General features: G+C 50.3%; 18 protein-coding genes. 13 read left to right on the forward strand and 5 right to left on the reverse strand.

Features of this window, described 5'->3' with window-relative positions:
- Positions 1-65 precede the first annotated feature (65 nt).
- From AJE_RS14485 to AJE_RS14530, 10 genes are all read left to right on the forward strand, one after another.
- Positions 66-1,319 carry a trans-sulfuration enzyme family protein gene (locus tag AJE_RS14485; RefSeq protein ID WP_008607536.1) on the forward strand — a complete coding sequence of 418 codons (1,254 nt, stop codon included), beginning with the start codon at positions 66-68 and terminating at the stop codon, positions 1,317-1,319.
- A 32-nt stretch (positions 1,320-1,351) separates the two neighbouring features.
- Positions 1,352-2,287, forward strand: a complete 936-nt coding sequence (locus AJE_RS14490) for a chemotaxis protein (protein ID WP_008607537.1) — start codon at positions 1,352-1,354, stop codon at positions 2,285-2,287.
- Between the two features lie 211 nt (positions 2,288-2,498).
- Entirely contained in the window at positions 2,499-3,299 is an 801-nt protein-coding gene (gene phhA, locus AJE_RS14495) for a phenylalanine 4-monooxygenase (RefSeq protein ID WP_008607538.1), read from the forward strand.
- Between the two features lie 10 nt (positions 3,300-3,309).
- Positions 3,310-3,651, forward strand: coding sequence for a 4a-hydroxytetrahydrobiopterin dehydratase (locus AJE_RS14500; RefSeq protein ID WP_008951460.1), 342 nt, complete (start codon positions 3,310-3,312; stop codon positions 3,649-3,651).
- Between the two features lie 132 nt (positions 3,652-3,783).
- Positions 3,784-5,346, forward strand: coding sequence for a transcriptional regulator TyrR (gene tyrR / locus AJE_RS14505; RefSeq protein ID WP_008951461.1), 1,563 nt, complete (start codon positions 3,784-3,786; stop codon positions 5,344-5,346).
- Positions 5,347-5,572: 226 nt separating this feature from the next.
- Positions 5,573-6,646, forward strand: a complete 1,074-nt coding sequence (gene hppD / locus AJE_RS14510) for a 4-hydroxyphenylpyruvate dioxygenase (RefSeq protein ID WP_008951462.1) — start codon at positions 5,573-5,575, stop codon at positions 6,644-6,646.
- Positions 6,639-7,769 carry a homogentisate 1,2-dioxygenase gene (locus AJE_RS14515; protein ID WP_008951463.1) on the forward strand — a complete coding sequence of 377 codons (1,131 nt, stop codon included), beginning with the start codon at positions 6,639-6,641 and terminating at the stop codon, positions 7,767-7,769. The genes hppD and AJE_RS14515 overlap by 8 nt, the downstream gene beginning before the upstream one ends.
- A 21-nt stretch (positions 7,770-7,790) precedes the next feature.
- Entirely contained in the window at positions 7,791-8,810 is a 1,020-nt protein-coding gene (locus AJE_RS14520) for a fumarylacetoacetate hydrolase family protein (RefSeq protein WP_008951464.1), read from the forward strand.
- Positions 8,807-9,448: a maleylacetoacetate isomerase gene (maiA, locus tag AJE_RS14525; RefSeq protein ID WP_008951465.1), complete on the forward strand. Its 642-nt coding sequence runs from the start codon at positions 8,807-8,809 to the stop codon at positions 9,446-9,448. The genes AJE_RS14520 and maiA overlap by 4 nt, the downstream gene beginning before the upstream one ends.
- Positions 9,449-9,610: 162 nt before the next feature.
- The gene (locus AJE_RS14530; RefSeq protein WP_008951466.1) at positions 9,611-10,429 is read left to right on the forward strand and encodes a GAF domain-containing protein; all 819 of its coding nucleotides are present in this window, start codon (positions 9,611-9,613) and stop codon (positions 10,427-10,429) included.
- A 228-nt stretch (positions 10,430-10,657) separates the two neighbouring features.
- Here the strand turns inward: AJE_RS14530 and AJE_RS14540 are convergent, their stop codons facing one another.
- The 3 genes from AJE_RS14540 to gloB are packed head-to-tail and all read right to left on the reverse strand — an operon-like array spanning position 10,658 to position 13,568.
- Positions 10,658-11,110: a hypothetical protein gene (locus AJE_RS14540; RefSeq protein WP_237709368.1), complete on the reverse strand. Its 453-nt coding sequence runs from the start codon at positions 11,108-11,110 to the stop codon at positions 10,658-10,660.
- A 48-nt stretch (positions 11,111-11,158) separates the two neighbouring features.
- Positions 11,159-12,745: a lytic transglycosylase gene (locus AJE_RS14545; protein ID WP_008951469.1), complete on the reverse strand. Its 1,587-nt coding sequence runs from the start codon at positions 12,743-12,745 to the stop codon at positions 11,159-11,161.
- Positions 12,746-12,800: 55 nt separating this feature from the next.
- A complete protein-coding gene (gene gloB / locus AJE_RS14550; RefSeq protein ID WP_008951470.1) occupies positions 12,801-13,568 on the reverse strand; it encodes a hydroxyacylglutathione hydrolase in 768 nt (255 codons plus the stop codon).
- A gap of 40 nt (positions 13,569-13,608) precedes the next feature.
- Here gloB and AJE_RS14555 point away from each other — a divergent pair, with 40 nt between their 5' ends.
- Positions 13,609-14,340 (forward strand): class I SAM-dependent methyltransferase, encoded by a 732-nt coding sequence (locus tag AJE_RS14555; RefSeq protein WP_008951471.1) that lies wholly within the window; start codon positions 13,609-13,611, stop codon positions 14,338-14,340.
- 61 nt (positions 14,341-14,401) lie between these two features.
- Here the strand turns inward: AJE_RS14555 and AJE_RS14560 are convergent, their stop codons facing one another.
- The gene (locus AJE_RS14560; RefSeq protein WP_008951472.1) at positions 14,402-15,259 is read right to left on the reverse strand and encodes a TraB/GumN family protein; all 858 of its coding nucleotides are present in this window, start codon (positions 15,257-15,259) and stop codon (positions 14,402-14,404) included.
- A gap of 40 nt (positions 15,260-15,299) precedes the next feature.
- On the reverse strand, positions 15,300-15,839 hold the full coding sequence (locus tag AJE_RS14565; RefSeq protein ID WP_008951473.1) for a DUF2058 domain-containing protein: 540 nt from the start codon (positions 15,837-15,839) through the stop codon (positions 15,300-15,302).
- Between the two features lie 104 nt (positions 15,840-15,943).
- Here AJE_RS14565 and AJE_RS14570 point away from each other — a divergent pair, with 104 nt between their 5' ends.
- Together AJE_RS14570 and AJE_RS14575 are read left to right on the forward strand one after the other, a co-directional pair.
- Entirely contained in the window at positions 15,944-17,278 is a 1,335-nt protein-coding gene (locus AJE_RS14570; RefSeq protein ID WP_039928875.1) for a DEAD/DEAH box helicase, read from the forward strand.
- Positions 17,279-17,507: 229 nt separating this feature from the next.
- Entirely contained in the window at positions 17,508-17,720 is a 213-nt protein-coding gene (locus tag AJE_RS14575) for a cold-shock protein (RefSeq protein WP_008607558.1), read from the forward strand.
- Positions 17,721-17,805: the final 85 nt, after the last annotated feature.

The raw sequence follows: 17,805 nt of genomic DNA on the forward strand, positions 1-17,805 counted from the left end.
TGCTTCCCATTTTAGCGTTTTCTGTTAATGCTGAATAAAGTTGCAGTCATTAGCAGAACACCCTTATGAAAAATAATAATAAACATGCTGAAACCCTGTGTATCCATGCCGGCAAAACCAAACAGCCGTATGGCGCGCTCAGTACACCGATTTACCAAACCTCGACCTTCGTGTTTGACAATGCCGAGCAGGGCGCAGCCCGTTTCGCCGGTGAGCAGGACGGTTATATTTATACCCGCTTAGGTAACCCGACTACCCGTGAGCTGGAGCTTAAGGTGGCAGCACTGGAAGGCATGGCAGATGCTGCAGCGACGGCGACCGGTATGGGCGCCGTGGCAGCCGCGACACTGGCGTTTTTACAGCAGGGTGATCACCTGATTGCCAGTAAAGCCATTTATGGCTGCAGTTTTGCGCTGTTTAGTCATCAGTTTGCCCGCTATGGTATTGAAGTCAGTTTTGTTGATATGACCGACCATGCGGCGGTGGTGGCGGCCATTAAGCCTAATACCAAAATGCTGTTTGCCGAAACGCCGATTAACCCGCATTTGGTGGTATTGGATCTGGCTTTCTTATGTGGTCTGTGCCGGCAACATAATATCCTGTCGGTGATTGATAATACCTTCCTGACGCCACTGTTACAGCAGCCGGCGAAATTTGGCGCTGATATTATTATCCATAGCGCGACTAAATATCTGAATGGCCATGGTGATGTAGTGGCCGGCATTATTGTCTCGGATGAAGAAAAAATCCGCACCATCAAATTGACCACGCTAAAAGATATGGGCGCCACTATCAGCCCACACGATGCCTGGCTGATTATCCGTGGTTTAAAAACGTTATCGGTACGGTTAGAGCGGCATTGCAGTAATGCGCAAAAGGTCGCCGAATATCTGGCGGCGCACCCGGCGGTAGCTGTGGTGCATTATCCGGGCCTGCCTGGTCATCCGGGCTATCGCTTCCTTGGTACGCAGATGCAGGCCGCAGGTGGCGTGCTGGCGTTTGAGCTCAACGCTAGTCTGGAGCAAAGCCGGGAGATGATTAACCGTTGCCGTTTGCTTAGTCTGGCAGTCAGTCTGGGCGATGCCGAGTCGTTAATTCAGCATCCGGCCTCGATGACCCATAGTCCCTATACTGCAGAAGAGCGGGCCGCCGCCGGGATCAGTGATGGCTTGATCCGGATCTCTGTCGGTCTGGAGCATGTTGACGATATTTTGGCCGATTTGGAGCAGGCACTGGCGCCGTTAACGCAACAAAGCACAAAAGTTAAGCCAAAGCTTGCGTTAAATCCAAAACAGGAACCGGAAAGCTGCTATAACTAACATGAGTGTCAAGTTATTGCAGGGAAATATCGATGAGCAATTTGCTGAATGCGGTAAATCAGCGTACCAATCTGGCCGGGCAGAATCGTTTCGAGTTGTTACTGTTCCGGCTCAATGGCCCGCAGCCTTTCGGAATTAATGTCTTTAAAGTACGAGAGGTCATTCAGTGCCCACAGTTGACTGAAATGCCTGGCTCGCATCCCTGTGTTAAAGGTATTGCGCATTTGCGGGGTGAACCGGTGATGGTGCTGGACTTAGCCGAAGCGACCACCGGCAAGGGCATAGGTAAAACCGAAAATGCCTTTGTGATTGTTACCGAGTACAACCGCAGTGTGCAGGGGTTTCTGGTATCCAGTGTCGATAAGATCGTGAACATGACCTGGGAGCAAATTAAACCGCCACCACAAGGTGCTGGTAAATCACATTATCTGACTGCGGTTACTGAGATAGAAAATAAACTGGTGCAAATTATTGATGTTGAAAAAGTTTATGCTGAAATTATGCCCGTTGATGAAGAGGTTAGTGATGATACCAAGGCCAAATCGCAGGGTTTAGCCTTGGATAAAATCCTGGTACTGGTAGCGGACGACTCCGCTGTAGCGCGTAATCAGATCAAAAGAGCGCTGGACAGTATTCAGGTTAAATCCGAGTTGGTTAAGGATGGTCAGGAAGCACTTGATTGGTTACGTAACAAAGCCAAAGAGTGGGGCGATGACGTCATCCGGCGCGTACCGCTGTTGATTTCAGACATAGAAATGCCACGGATGGATGGTTATACCCTGGCGGCAGAAATTAAAGCTGAGCCGGCACTGCGCCCGATCCATATTATTTTGCACTCTTCGTTAAGCGGTGTGTTCAACGAGGCGATGGTGAAAAAAGTCGGCGCCGATCAATTTATTGCCAAGTTTCACCCGGATGAATTATTGACTGCCGTCAATCATTGGTTAACAGCAAGTCAGCACGCTTAGTCCTGCGGGGCTGCATTGCCCCCGTCATCACCGTGAAAAGCGATTAGGGTGTAATGCTTTTGTTACACTTTAGCCGTGGCTTTTTCCGGGACCAAAGATTAACACCGTCGTCACTATCGTCTAGTATCCGCTGCATCGGCTCCCTTTTATAAAAATCAAAATACTGAGCCAGCAGCCCTGTGCTGTTAACGATCAAGACAACAGGTAGTGTATGACTAAGACCAGTAAATATGTGTCGCGCCAATCGGATGCCAACGGCATTATCCATTGGAGTGACGAAGAAAATCAGATTTGGCACGAGTTGATCACCCGGCAGCTGGGTGTGATCGAAGGTAAAGCCTGTGATGAATATATGGCGGGGCTGCAACGCCTGAATTTACCCACTGATCGCATTCCGCAATTGGAGGAAGTCAGTAAGGTATTGCGTGCAACCACTGGCTGGGAATGCGCTGAGGTGCCGGCATTGATTAGCTTTGATCGCTTTTTTGAGTTGCTGGCCAATAAGCAATTTCCGGTAGCGACCTTTATCCGGAGCCGCGAAGAATTCGACTATCTGCAAGAGCCGGATATATTCCATGAAATTTTTGGCCACTGCGCGATGTTAACCAACCCGGCCTTTGCAGAGTTTACCCATATTTATGGTCAGCTGGGTTTAGCGGCGAATAAGCAGGATCGGGTGTATCTGGCCAGACTGTACTGGTTTACCATTGAGTTCGGTTTGCTGCAAACGCCGGACGGGCTTCGCATTTACGGTGGCGGTATTCTGTCATCGCCGGGTGAAACCCGTTATGCGCTGCAATCCGAGCTGCCAGAGCGTAAGCCGTTTGATGCCTTGGATGTACTGCGTACACCGTACCGAATCGATATTATGCAGCCGATTTATTTTATGATTAACCGCATCGATGATCTGTTTGATATCGCCCATCTGGATCTGATGGCGCTGGTTGAACAGGCGCGCGCTCTGGGTTTACATGCCCCGAAATTCCCACCTAAAGAAAAGCAAGCAAGCTAGGAAACCAAGCATGACCGAATTAACTGCAATGAAATGTGAAGCCTGCCGTGCTGATGCGCCAAAAGTATCAGAGGCCGAATTGCCAGAATTAATGCGCCAGATCCCGGATTGGACGCCTGTGGTCCGTGACGGTATCTTACAGCTGGAACGCGAGTACAAATTTAAAAACTTCAAACAAGCCTGGGCCTTTCACAATAAAGTGGCCGAAATGGCAGAAGCGGAAGGCCATCATCCGGCGCTGCTGCTGGAGTGGGGCAAGCTGACCGTAACCTGGTGGTCACACTCGATCAAAGGCCTGCACAAGAATGATTTTATTTGTGCTGCCAAGACGGATGCGCTGCTGTCAGCATAAGCCTACTGTCTTATTGTAACAGGACGCCCGGTGCGTCCTTTTTTGTTCATAATTCTTTACAAAAAAACTGGTCTGTCTGCTTTAATTTACCGTATGATGCAGCATCGGTCAGGCCAGAGGTGTAAGGCGGCTATGCGTTTAGAAATACAGTGTCAAAATCGATTAGGGCTGGCGCAAGATGTCCTCAATGTGCTGGTTAGCTATCAGTTGGATCTGCGCGGTATCGAAGTTGATCCGTCGTTAAATAAGATTTATGTGTCTTTTCCAACCGTGAATTTTGAGCAGTTCCAGGAATTGATGGCCAGAATGCGCCGCATTCAGGGCGTGGAGGATGTGAAAACCACCGCCTTTATGCCATCTGAGCGTGAACATAACGAAGTGATGACGCTGCTGCGCACCTTGCCCGATGGTTTGATTGCCATTGACCTGAAAGCCAATGTTACCGTGATCAATGAGGCGGCATTAGAAGCCTTGTCGGTGAGCTACGACGCTATCATTGGTCAGTCATTGCAAGGTATGGTGAAAGGCTTTAATTTTCAGCGTTGGCTGGAGGGCGAGGATGTACTGGCGCAAACCCGGCGTTTGGAAATTCATAGTAAACGTTTTATCGCCGATATTTTGCCGGTATTGGTGCCGGATGAAACCGGCCAGGACATTTTAGCCGGGGCGGTAATTAACCTGAAATCGGAAAGCCGGCTCGGTCAGCATATGATTGCCTTTAAAAAAGGCGATGCCGAGAGCTTTAACAGTATACAGGCCAGCAGTAATACCATGCGCAAGGTAGTACGGGAAGCCCGGCGCATGGCGCAGCTTGATGCACCTATTTTAATCGTTGGCGAAACCGGCACCGGTAAAGAATTGTTGGCGCGGGCCTGTCATGCCGCCGGTGGCCGCAACGGCAAACCCTTTTTAACGGTACCCTGTGCCTCGATGCCGGATAATGTGGCCGAGTCAGAGCTGTTTGGTTATGGACCTAATGCCTTCCCCGGCACGGCTGAGGGTAAGAAAGGGATCTTTGAACAAGCCAATGGCGGCACGGTGTTTCTCGATGAAGTCGGTGAGATGTCACCGCAACTGCAAACCAAATTACTGCGCTTTTTGCAGGATGGCAGTTTCCGCCGGGTAGCAGAAGAAAAAGAAGTGCGGGTCGATGTGCGGGTGATCTGTACTACCCAGAAAGATTTACCGGCGATGGTGCAGGAGGGCAAATTCCGTGAAGATTTGTTCTACCGTCTGAATGTGCTGACGCTAAGTATACCGCCGCTACGTGATCGCAAACAGGATGTACTGCCGCTGGCGGAGTTCTTTATTGCCCGTTACGCGGCACGACTCGGCCGCAAAGCCCCGAAACTGACCGATAACTGCAGCCAGTTTTTACAGCAGTATCCGTGGCCGGGCAATGTGCGGCAGCTGGAAAACGCGCTGTATCGGGCCGTTACCCTGCTGGATGGTAACGAGCTGGAAAAGCAACATCTGCAGTTGCCAAGCTATACCAATGACTTTGGTTACCTGGAGCAGGATTTTGATGGCACCCTGGATGAGGCGGTAAAACGGTTTGAGGCCAATTTGCTACGGAAGCTGTTTCCGGCTTACCCCAGCTCACGGCAGCTGGCGAAAAAGCTCGGTTTAAGCCATACCGCGGTGGCGAATAAACTGCGGGATTATGGTATTAGCCGGAAGACTGTAAAAATTTAATTACGCTTTGTGCTGACTTCTATACGCTATTTTGGCCGCCGCTGCACAGTGGCGGCCTTTCCATTCATGTCGCTGCCGCTAAATTAGCCACTGTATCACTAATTTTACACTTGTCAGGTCAGCGCCTGATATCGCAACAATAATGCCGCCTCTTCCTTTTTTCTGGCGCTACCGCATGATAGCGCTCAAGCGCTTGGCGTCATAAATAAAAGACAGGAGTAGACACATGACCGATATGATTAATCCGCTGGGTACCGATGGTTTTGAATTTGTGGAATATACCGCAGCCGATGCCGGGGGTATTCAGAAGCTGAAAGATTTATTCAGCTCACTCGGTTTTACTGAAGTAGCGAAACATCGCTCGAAAGAAGCCTGGCTGTATAAGCAGGGCGATATCAATTTTATCATTAATGCTGAACCGAACTCTCAGGCGGAAGAATTCGCCCGTAAGCATGGTCCGTCAGTCTGTGCCATGGCATTTCGGGTAAAAGATGCGGCTGCGGCGCTAAAACATGCTCTAGCCAACGGTGCCAAAGAATATAAAAATCAGATTGGCCCGATGGAGCTGAATATTCCGGCCGTGTATGGTATCGGTAGTAGTCTGCTGTACTTTGTTGATCGCTATGGTGCCAGCTCAGTCTATGATATTGACTTCAAATATTATGATAACTGGCAGGTCGAGATGGCCAAGCATGGCGTGGGTCTGGAGGTGCTGGACCACTTAACGCATAACGTGATGCGCGGCAATATGAACCTGTGGGCCGGTTTCTATGAGAAGATCGGTAACTTCCGTGAAATCCGTTACTTTGATATTGAAGGCAAGCTGACCGGCCTGGTATCAAAGGCGATGACCGCACCTTGTGGCAAGATCCGCATTCCAATTAACGAATCCTCTGATGATAAGTCACAGATTGAAGAATTTATCCGCGAATACAAAGGCGAGGGCATTCAGCATATCGCCCTGACCACCGACGATATCTATCAGACGGTGCGTACTTTACGTGAGCGCGGCATGGACTTTATGCCAACGCCGGATACCTACTATGCCAAGGTCAATGAGCGGGTTGAAGGCCATACCGAAGATCTGGAGCAGTTAAAAGAACTGCGCATTTTGATTGACGGCGCACCGATGAAAGACGGTATTTTGTTGCAGATCTTTACCAAGACGGTCATTGGCCCGGTGTTTTTCGAGATTATTCAGCGTAAAGGCAACGAAGGCTTTGGCGAGGGTAACTTTAAAGCTCTGTTCGAGTCGATTGAAGAAGATCAGATCCAGCGCGGAGTGCTAAGCAATGCGTAAATGGGCGTCCTTTCCATTAAAAGAAGGTGATGTATCACGTCAGGCGCATGCCGATTTTCCCGAGCAGGCGATTTACGAGCGGGAAACCGGTCGTAGCGGCTTTTTCGGTCCGGCTACGCATTTCCATCACCGCCATGCACCAACCGGTTGGAGTGACTGGCAGGGGCCACTGCGTCCCCGCTTGTTTGATTTTAACAACCTGGAAGTGAGTACCGACTCACCCTGGGCAGTCCCTTTGCTGCTGCATAATGCGCATTGTAAATTCCGCACCTGGCGCTTGAGCGATAAGATGACGCGGCTGGTGCGTAATGCTGACGGCGATGAATTATTGTTTATCCATGAGGGCAGTGCCGAGCTGTTTTGCGACTATGGTCATCTGACCTTGCGCGATGGCGACTATGTGGTCATTCCACGCTCTACTATGTGGCGCTTAGAGCCGCTGGAGCCATTGCATGTGGTATTGATTGAAGCCACTAACGACAGCTATCAGTTGCCGGAAAAAGGCCTGGTTGGCAATCATGCGATCTTTGATCCGGCGATGCTGGATACCCCGAAAATCGATGATGCTTTTAAAGCTCAGTACAGCGAAGATAGCTGGCAGGTTGAGGTAAAACGCCACGGCCAGGTGTCAGTGATTACTTACCCCTATAACCCACTGGATGCCATTGGCTGGCATGGCGATTTAGCTGTGATGCGGATTAACTGGCGCGATATCCGGCCCTTAATGAGTCACCGCTATCATTTACCGCCATCAGCGCATACCACCTTTGTAGCACAGCGCTTTGTGGTCTGTACCTTTGTCCCCCGGCCAATTGAAAGCGACCCGGGCGCGTTAAAGGTGCCGTTTTATCATAATAATGACGATTACGATGAAGTGCTGTTCTATCATGCCGGCGATTTCTTCAGTCGTGATAATATCGAGAAAGGCATGGTCACCTTCCATCCGGCCGGTTTTACCCATGGCCCGCATCCGAAAGCCTTTCAGGCGGGGTTGGAGTATCGGAAAAAGTTTACCGATGAAGTTGCAGTGATGCTGGATACCCGGGATGCATTGGAAGTTGGGGAGGCGGCCCTGGCGACCGAAAATCCGGACTATGTGAATAGCTGGAAAGTTAAAGCCTGAGCGCTCAGTTAAGGAATTAAGATGAAGTTAGCAACGTTAAAAAATCAGACCCGTGATGGGCAGCTCGTGGTAGTAAGTCGTGATCTGAGCCGCTGTATTGCTATTCCGCATATCGCTGTGACCATGCAGCAATTATTGGATCATTGGTCCAGCCTGGCGCCGAAGGCGGCTGAAATGTATCAGGCTTTAAATGCCGGTACAGTGCCCGGTGAACAACCTTTTGTGCAGGCCGACTGTGAGTCGCCACTGCCGCGTGCTTATCAGTGGGCCGACGGCAGTGCCTATGTTAACCACGTCGAGCTGGTGCGCAAGGCGCGTAACGCTGAGATGCCGGAAACCTTCTGGACCGATCCGCTGATGTATCAGGGCGGCTCGGATGATTTTATCGGCCCGCGCGATCCTATTGCTGCCGTCAGTGAGCAGCACGGCATCGACTTTGAAGGTGAAGTGGCCGTGGTGACGGATGATGTCCCTATGGGCATCAGTGCCGAGCAGGCATTAAGCCGGATCCGGTTACTGATGCTGGTCAACGACGTATCGCTGCGCGGTTTGATCCCAAATGAACTGGCCAAGGGCTTTGGTTTTTTCCAATCCAAGCCGGCATCCAGTTTTAGCCCGGTGGCCGTGACGCCGGATGAATTGGGTAAATACTGGCAGGGGGGGCGCTTGCATCTACCACTGCTGTCGCATTACAACGGCATTGCTTTTGGTAAACCTAATGCTGGCCTTGATATGACCTTCCACTTTGGCGAGTTGGTAGCGCATGCGGCGAAAACCCGCAATCTGGGCGCCGGTGCTATTATTGGTTCGGGTACGGTATCGAATAAGCAAGGTACTGCCTATGGTACTTCTATTGAAGAAGGTGGCGTCGGTTATAGCTGTATCGCCGAAATCCGGATGATTGAAACCATTCGGGATGGCAAACCCAGTACCAACTTTATGCGCTTTGGCGATAGTATCCGCTTGGAAATGCTGGATGAGCAAGGCCAGAGTATTTTTGGCGCCATTGACCAGCAAGTGGTGGAGTATCAGGGGCAATGAAACTCTACAGCTACTGGCGATCTTCTGCCGCTTATCGGGTGCGGATCGCCCTGAATCTGAAGCAGCTGAGCTTTGAAACCATTCCGGTGCATCTGCTCAAAGACGGTGGTCAGCAGCATAGCAGCGCCTATCAGGCGCTAAATCCGGCTGAGCTGGTACCAACCCTGGTCGATGAGCAAGGTAGCCTGAGTCAGTCACTGGCGATTATCGAGTATCTGGATGAAACCTATCCCGAGCCGCGCCTGTTGCCGCAAGAGCCGTTTGCCCGTGCTAAAGTGCGGGCACTGGCGCTGGATATTGCTTGCGATCTGCATCCGTTAAATAATCTACGGGTGCTGCAGTATCTGACCGGGGAGCTGGCGTTGGATGAAGCGCAAAAGCTGCGCTGGATCCAACATTGGCTGACATTGGGCTTTAATGCGCTGGAGCAAAAGCTGCAGCAAACGGCTGGTCAGTATTGTTATGGTGACGAAGTCAGTTTGGCGGATCTGTGTCTGGTGCCTCAGGTTTATAACGCGCTGCGTTTTAAACTCGACCTGGCGGCGTATCCGACAATTAGTCGGGTAAACCATAATTGCCTGCAGCTGGCCGCTTTTGCACTGGCCGCGCCGGAGCAACAAGTCGACGCTCAGGTTTAATGTCCTAACAGGCAGCCAAATGGCTGCCTGTTATCAGTTTGAGCAGATTGAATACCGTCTTTCAATCCGTTAAGCTGAGAATCAGTGTTAAAAAACTCGCCTTTTTAGGACTCTAAGCAGGTTCTATTCTTCCCGAAAAATGATGGAGTTGTCAGGAGCAGGATGTCAGCGATAGATTGTTTTCAATGGTGGCGACAAGCACCCTTTGCCGCTGCACTTTTTCAAACGCTCTCTGCGGCTAAGTGCGTTGACCAATGTATCGCAGCAAATGCCGTGTTCCAAATTGTTACGGGATTGACGGAACAGCAACTAACACAGAGCCAGGCGAGTCAATTTAATCTTCGGGCCTTGTATTTTTCGGTAAATACGGGGCTGTACTATCAGGTCCACAGTTACGCACCCATACCAGGCTATCAGCTGGTTACTTTGCATCAATTACCTGATATTGCGTTACCGCAGCACAGTACCCCCGCATCGGGGGCTGACAAACTTAGCTCTATTCTACTTACGCTTTTGCAACGCTTTATTAGTGTGACGCCATCGCAGCAGCCGGCGATATTACAACAGACGTTGCAAGAATTAGGCGAGGCAGTTGAAGCTGACCGAGTCTATATTTTTGATTATGATTTTGCCGCGCAATCTTGTACAAATACTTATGAATGGTGTGCAACTGGCATCATGCCTGAAATTGAAAGTTTAAAGAATGTCCCTTTGGCTGCAATACCGCAGTGGGTCAGTACGCATCAGGCTGGTTATGAGATGTATATTCCTGACGTGCCATCGTTGCCTGACGGAGATGCTTTAAAGTTATTACTGCAACCACAAGGTATTAAAAGTTTACTGGCATTACCAATCAGAGCCGAGAGCAAGTTACTTGGGTTTGTCGGTTTTGATTCGGTTCGCCAATATCATTACTATACGGAGCAGGAAAGGCTATTATTAAGTGTGTTCGCGCGCTCGCTGGCTAATTTGAAGCATTAGGAGGTATCGATGTGGTGTTTCCCTAAACGCTGGGCGAACAGAGTATTATGCTATGCAGGTATCTTTGGTCTGCTGTTCCAACTGCTGGCCGCTGTACATGCCTGGTGGCATCAAATCCCTTTACCCCACTTTTGGTTGCTGGTAATAGCACCTTTACTGTGTTTGTTGTCCGGATTGTGGCGTCCTTTACAGGTTCAACAAGAAACTGATAGACCAAGTTAGAGCGAGTTAACGTCTGGGTTTGAACATACCTTGTACTCTGACTTCGCTAATACCCTGATCATTGAATAAAAAGTTGATTTGGCCGGGTCCTCGACTGAAATAATACAGCTCTTCATTCATTTGTAAAACAAAACGTCCTCTGGCTGTTCTGGCTTGCGGATCCCGATAAAGACTGATTTCGTAGCCGGGTAATTGTAAGTTAAACCCTTGTAGCGGCTGTGGACTAAAATCAGTAACCCAGACTTCCTGCTCATGTTGCAAAACCAACGCCAAAGAGTACTTTTGCAATGGACTGGGCAAACGTGTTGTCAGCTCACCTACCGAGAACAGGTAAGCGCCTTGCTCCCTGATTAGAGATAAAGGAAAGGCCTTCTGTTCTCGTTCACCGTTACTGAGGTGAAGACTAAGTTGGCCATCCAGCTTAAAATCTGCCTTGGCCGCTAAGCTGAATATTAACATTAATAGTAGCATCAGACGGCAGATCATAGGTACCCCCGATTCGCGCTATTAGACTGCACCGGCGTCAACTAACAGTTTTAGTTGTTGTCCAGGCTGTAGAAAGTTTTCTGTATTAATATTATTCCACTTTACAATATCTGCCACCGATACGCTGAATCGTTGCGCGATTTTCGATAACGAGTCGCCAGGTCTGACCCGATAATTTAGCGTGCGGGTTGTCGCCAGTACCAGCGGTTGCTGCTTGCTGTAAATGGTCAGTTGCTGACCTTCACGTAAAGGTGCGCCAGCGGCAAGCTTATTCCACTCCCGGATTTGTGCCACCGTCACATCATATTTTCGGCTGAGATCCCACAGCGTGTCGCCACGTTGGATCTGGTGTTTAACCGCCGTAGCAGGAGTCTGAGCAGTGGCTTCAGCTAATTGAGTCTGTTGCGCAGCAGCAGTGGTATCGCTTCTAGGGATTAACAGATTCTGGCCGATACGGATATTGTTGCTGGTCAGATTGTTCAGTTTTTGTAGTGCTGCAACACTGATGCCATAACGTTTGGCGATTGCACCCAGGGTATCGCCGCTTTTAACCTGATACGGCTGCCACTGCATCATTTTTTCTACCGGCGTTTGGGCTAACTGGGCAGAGAAATGTTCGGCTTTTTCTACCGGCAATACCAGTTGGTGTGGTCCTTCCGGCGCGGTTGCCCACTGGCTGTAGCCGGGATTTAACGCCTGTAAATCGGCGACGCTGATGCCCGCCAGCTCTGCGGCGACGGCCAAATCTAATTGCCGTCCGGCATCGACTATTGCGATCTTGGGCTCGTTAGCAATAAATTTCCAGACAATCTCAAACTCTTCCGGCCGCTGTAAAATATCGACCAGTGCCAGTAGTCTTGGCACATAGGCCGTGGTTTCTGCGGGTAAGTCCAGAGACCAGAAATCTGTCGGTAAGCGCCGCTTCTTGTTGGCCTGGATCGCTCGCATAATGCGGCCTTCTCCGGCGTTATAAGCGGCAATGGCGTTGAGCCAGTCATGCTCCAGGGTGTTATACAGATACTCTAAATAATCTAGCGCTGCCCGGGTGGATTGCACCACATCTTTACGGCCATCGTACCAGCTATTTTGCGCTAAACCAAAACGCTTAGCCGTGGCCGGCATAAATTGCCACATACCGGCAGCGCGCGAGGGCGATTGGGCATAAGGGTCAAAAGCACTCTCAACGATAGGTAATAACGCCAGCTCCAGCGGCATTTGCCGTCTTTCCAGTTCTTCGACGATAAAAAACAGAAAGGGCTGCGCCCGACCGGCAATCCGATCCAGATAACCCTGGTTATCGGCGTAGAAATTCCGGTGTTCAATAATGGGGCGTGTTTGCGGTACTTTAAAAGATAGTTGTGCCTGGATCCGTTGCCAAAGGTCTTCCAGCTCAGATGCCTCCAACAATTGCTCCTCACTGAGGCCGGCACTCCATAAGCGTTCAGCAATCAATTCGGCAGATGCTGTATCTTTATGAAAATCAGTAGCTTTAGGTTTTACTGCAGGCTGAACCGCAGTGTCAGCCGTGTTATCAGCGTTAGACCCTGTCGTACTGACACAGCCACTAAGCAGAGCCAGCAAAACTACGGCAGAGATTCTTACAGTCATAACAAGGTTCCAAATGTAAAACGACGATATTACCTGTCTGACCAGACATTGCAAGTCAGGATTTAAACTGGTCTTTAGCTTGTCTTAATAGGGTAAACAATGCCAACGCCGAGTTTTGGTTAAATTTACGCTGTAACACTATGTTTTCACAGCGTAAAAATGGATTAACTTTTCTCTCGTTCGCCAATAGCGCCGGTAGTGTAGGCTCAGATAACTGACGTTTTTGCTGGCAATGCTTTAGGTACAGCTGCAACTCGGTATTCTCTGGCTCTATGCTCAGGGCAAAGGCAATATTGGCAAGGGTATATTCGTGGGTACAGCAGAGCAGGGTATCATCTGGCAGTGCCGCCAGGGATTGCAAAGACTGATACAGCTGCTTTGCGGTCCCCTCAAATAAGCGGCCACAACCAACGCTGAACAGGGTATCACCACAAAACAGAACGGGCGCTGAATAAAAACCAATATGACCTGCGGTATGACCGGGAAGGTCGAATACCTGGCACTGCCAGTTTAGCTCGGGTACACTCAATAGATCGCCACCAGAAACTAGCTGTTCAAGCCCTTGAATTTTCGATTTTTCTGCAGCAGGGCCTATTACCCGGCAGGCTGGGTATTGTTGTTTTAATTGCCGGATACCGCCGGTATGATCAGCATGGTGATGGGTGATCAGGATCGCAGCCAGCCTTTTTTGCTGTTGCTGCAGAAACTGGATAACTACTTCAGCATCACCCGGATCGACAACCAGACAGTAGGGGTTGTGTTGCTCGGTCAGAACCCAGATATAATTATCATTAAAGGCAGGTAGCGGGATCAGTTCTGGCATTTGAAGGCTCCATGCATCGCAAAGAAGGCTGCACCTTAACATGAAACCGGCATTACGTGAAAATCAGCTGCAAGCGCCGAAACACTGGCGAAGTTTTCGTCAGGGCCCGGCCTTGGCTGCGGCACTGGAACAGCAGCTGGCACCCTGGTGGCAGCAGATTTTCGGCTACTATTTGTTAAAAGTCGGCGATCTTAGCTGCCAGTTGGCCACACCGGAATGCCGGGTGCGCCATCAGTTACGGCTGGGGTCCGGCAGTATTACCCCGGATTTGGTGGCTGAACCGGACGCCTTGCCGATCGCCAGTAGCAGTGTCGATGCGGTGTTATTGAGTCATTGTTTGGAGTTTCAGAATGATCCGCATCATGTGATCCGCGAAGCACACCGGGTGCTGGTTGCCGACGGCTATTTACTACTCAGTGGCTTTAACCCACATAGCTGGTTGGGGTTTTGGCGCTGTTTGCCTGCTTATCAGCAGCAACTACCCTGGCTGGGGCATTTCTTTAGTGCAGCCCGGATCAAAGATTGGCTGCATTTGATCGGTTTTGAAGTGATTGCCGAGCAGCGGTTCTTTTGCAGTGCCATGCTGGCACAGGAGTTTAGGCAAAACAGCTGGCAGAAGTTTAACGAACGCTTTCTAAACCTGTTTGCCTCCAGTTACTTATTGGTAGCGCGCAAACGAGAATTACCCTTGACGCCGATCCGCCCGAAGTGGCGGGTACAAAGTAGTTTTAGCCCGGCGCAGCAGGGGATCCGCGCCAGAGAAAAACTCTAGCCGACGCCTAAAACTACGCCCGCAATAGCGGGCGTGTTCTGGGAATGTAAGGGGGCTGATTTTATTCCGTCATTTGTGTCAACTGATATCCCTGATCAGCTAACAACTTCAGTAAGCCATCTTTGCCTGCCAGATGCAGGGCTCCCACCAAAACCATCACATTATTTTGCTGCAGTGTGGTCAGGGTGTTCATCCAGGCGTGGTTGCGGTCGGTCAGCAGAATGGCTTCCAGTTCGGGATATTGCTGCAGATCTTTCAAAAACAGTGCTTCAAGCTGAGCAACATCACCTTTAACCCAGGCCGCTTTCATCTCACCCAGCATAGCTTCCAGTTTATCCAGATCGTTTAGGGTCGAGCTGATCACCAGATTGGCATCGAGCTGATTCATGGCGTTTAACACCCCAAGATGCTCATCCAGGGTTTCCAGACCGGCCAGCGTCTTGTTTTGTTGCTGGCCCAATTGCCAGTAATGCATATCAACGCCGGTACCGGCGGCTCCCAGCCGTTGTAGTTCCAGTACTGACATAGTCATAGAAGCAAAGGCTGGTTTAAATTGTTCTAACGAGGTCAGTGGCCATTGCCGTTTTTCGGCTTCGGCTTTTAATTTGGCATAAACTTCTGGTGATAAGACTTGTTGCAGACTTTGCCCCGGGGCAAAGGTATTCTGCGACATCAGTTGCATCATGCCTTGCGGCTGGGTCATAGCGCCAAGATCGGTCTCAAACAGCAGCTTAGAGCTGGCATTAAAAGCGGTATCGTAGGCTTTGGGCAGCGGAAAATCACTTTCACTAAGTAGATGTACTGTACCTGCCAGATAAAAGGTTTTATCCCCTTTACTGACTTGCCAAACCGACGCGGCCGACAGCGACTGGCTGACGAATAGTAATAAAAGCAGGCTAAACTGAATCAGAAACCGCATTCTCTTGCTCCTTCTGTTAGCGGTAAGGATGAGCTGTAAGTTACCACATCAGATCATCCGGGATTTGATAGGCAGCGTAAGGGTCGTCCTCAGCCGCTACCTGGTGTTCGTGCCGGCTATTTAGTAACACTATACTTTCTGGCTGGCGCTGCTGGATCTTTTCAGCAATCTGCGCCGGCACCAGTGCATAGTGCTCACCTAAGCGGGCAATGGCTAGTAAACCACGGGTTAATTCACTATGCAACTTATCATTAACGTAAAGCCGTTTCACCAGCTTGCCATCGGTAAAGTTAAACGCCACTTCACCACTCATCTTAATCTGATTGGTTTCGATCAGCTGTTTCACCTGGGCGGCGATGGCTTTTTTCTGCAGTTCAGCCTGCTTTTGCCGGTTTAGCTCCTGATCCCGGGCGACCTGTTCCTGCCGACGTTGCTCAGCCAGAATGCTGGCTTCATTGACCACTTTTTGATTTTTCGGTGCCTGCACCCGTTGCTGATGTTGCTGCTTTTTCACGGCTTTGAGTTTCTTGGCATCAGCCAGGCCGGCTTTCAGCAATTGTTCTTTCAGGGCATTACTCATCGTTAACTTATCCAGGTGTTGCGAAAGGTGCCGCTATACTAGCGCGATGGGCGGGCGCAGACAATTAGGGTATAATAGGCGCCAGATTTTTGGAGAAAGATATTTTGCAATTTCAGGATATGGGGCTTGACCCGCGTTTGCTGCGGTCTGTACAACATTTAGGCTTTGCCCGGCCCACCGAGATCCAGCAGGAAGCCATACCGGCAGTGATGGTTGGACGCGATCTGCTGGTATCGTCAAAAACCGGCTCGGGTAAAACGCTGGCCTATTTGCTGCCGATGATGCAGCGGTTGTTAAAAAGCCGGGCATTATCGAAACAGGATGCGCGGGCGCTGATCCTAACGCCGACCCGTGAGCTGGCTAAACAAGTCTATGCCCAGTTACGACTATTCGTGGCCAATACCCCGGTGACTGCCGTGTTGCTGGTGGGAGGCGAGAATTTTAATGATCAGGAAAAGCTGCTGAAACGCCAGCCAGACATTATCGTGGCCACGCCTGGTCGCTTTGTTGATCACCTCGAGCATAAGTCGGTATTTTTACAGGGCCTGGAAATGCTGATCCTCGATGAAGCGGATCGGATGCTGGATCTGGGTTTCTTGCCACAACTGACCATCATTAATAAAGCCGCCGCTCACCGCTTACGGCAGACCTTGTTGTTTTCCGCCACGCTCGAGCATACCGACTTAGATGCGTTATCACTGGCGCTGTTAAAGAATCCGTTTCGGGTTAGTGTAAATAGCGGGCACGAGATACATAGTGATATCAGCCAGCGCTTTTATTTTGCCGATCATTTAACGCACAAAGAAGCGCTGCTAGCGAAGTTGTTACAGCAGGAAAGCCTGAAGCAATTGATTATCTTTACCGCAACCCGCGACGATGCCGGCCGGCTGGCCGAGTTTTGTCAGCAAGCCGGTTTGCCCGCTATCGGGCTAAGTGCGCGTTTAAATCAGGCACAGCGTAATAAAGTGATGCAGGATTTCGCCAGCGGCAAGTATCAGGTGTTGGTCACGACCGATTTGGCCTCGCGCGGCTTGGATCTGTTGCAAGTATCGCATGTCATTAACTTCGATTTGCCAAAACATCCGGAAGAATATGTACACCGCATAGGGCGTACCGGTCGTGCTGGTGCCAAGGGGACCGCAATCTCGCTGGTGGGGCCAAAGGATTGGTCAGCACTACAGAAAATAGAAGCCTTCTTACGACGGCCAGCAGAATTCAGTGCCCTGGAGGGGTTGGCAGCACGCTTTAATGGTCAGCCGGTAGTTAAGGTGGCGCCGAAGAAAGCCGCGCAAACTAAGCTGACTAAACCAGGTGCTGGCAAGGCAGCACGGGTAGCGGCAAAACCTGCCGCCAGCCCAGCGGACACGGGCAAGCGTTTCTTTCAGGGCGGCGATGATGGCAGTGCACCGGTGCGGCGGAAAAAAATTCAGCCGGAGTGATTATTTTTTCAACATCTGCTGCTACACTCAAAAGGTGACATAGCAAAACTTGCCATGTCGCCGGTACGGCCTGTGCAGCAACGAAAGTTCTGCTCGCTCCGGTATTTATGTTGACCACAGCATCAGCGCCACTGATAATGCGGTTGAATATCTATCAGCTCGATTACCTGGCCGGTAATATTTAAGACGCCGGAGCTCCGGCAAACTTTTGTTTAAGTAAGAGAATGTTATGTCACAGTTAATTTCTGGTACAGTGAAGTGGTTCAACGAGGAAAAAGGTTTTGGTTTTATCGCCCGTGACGGCGGCAAAGACGTGTTTGTACACTTCCGCGCCATCAACGGCACTGGTCGTAAAACGCTGGTTGAAGGTCAGAAAGTAACTTTCGAAGTTACTGAAGGTCAAAAAGGCCCACAGGCTGAAAACGTCACTGTTACCGGTTAATTAGTCTCGTTTTTGTAAAAGAGCCGGCCTAGCGCCGGCTTTTTATTGCAGCCGACTTTATTGCCGGTTTAGTTGGCACTGCTGC

The organism is Alishewanella jeotgali KCTC 22429 (assembly GCF_000245735.1).
Classification (GTDB): domain Bacteria; phylum Pseudomonadota; class Gammaproteobacteria; order Enterobacterales; family Alteromonadaceae; genus Alishewanella; species Alishewanella jeotgali.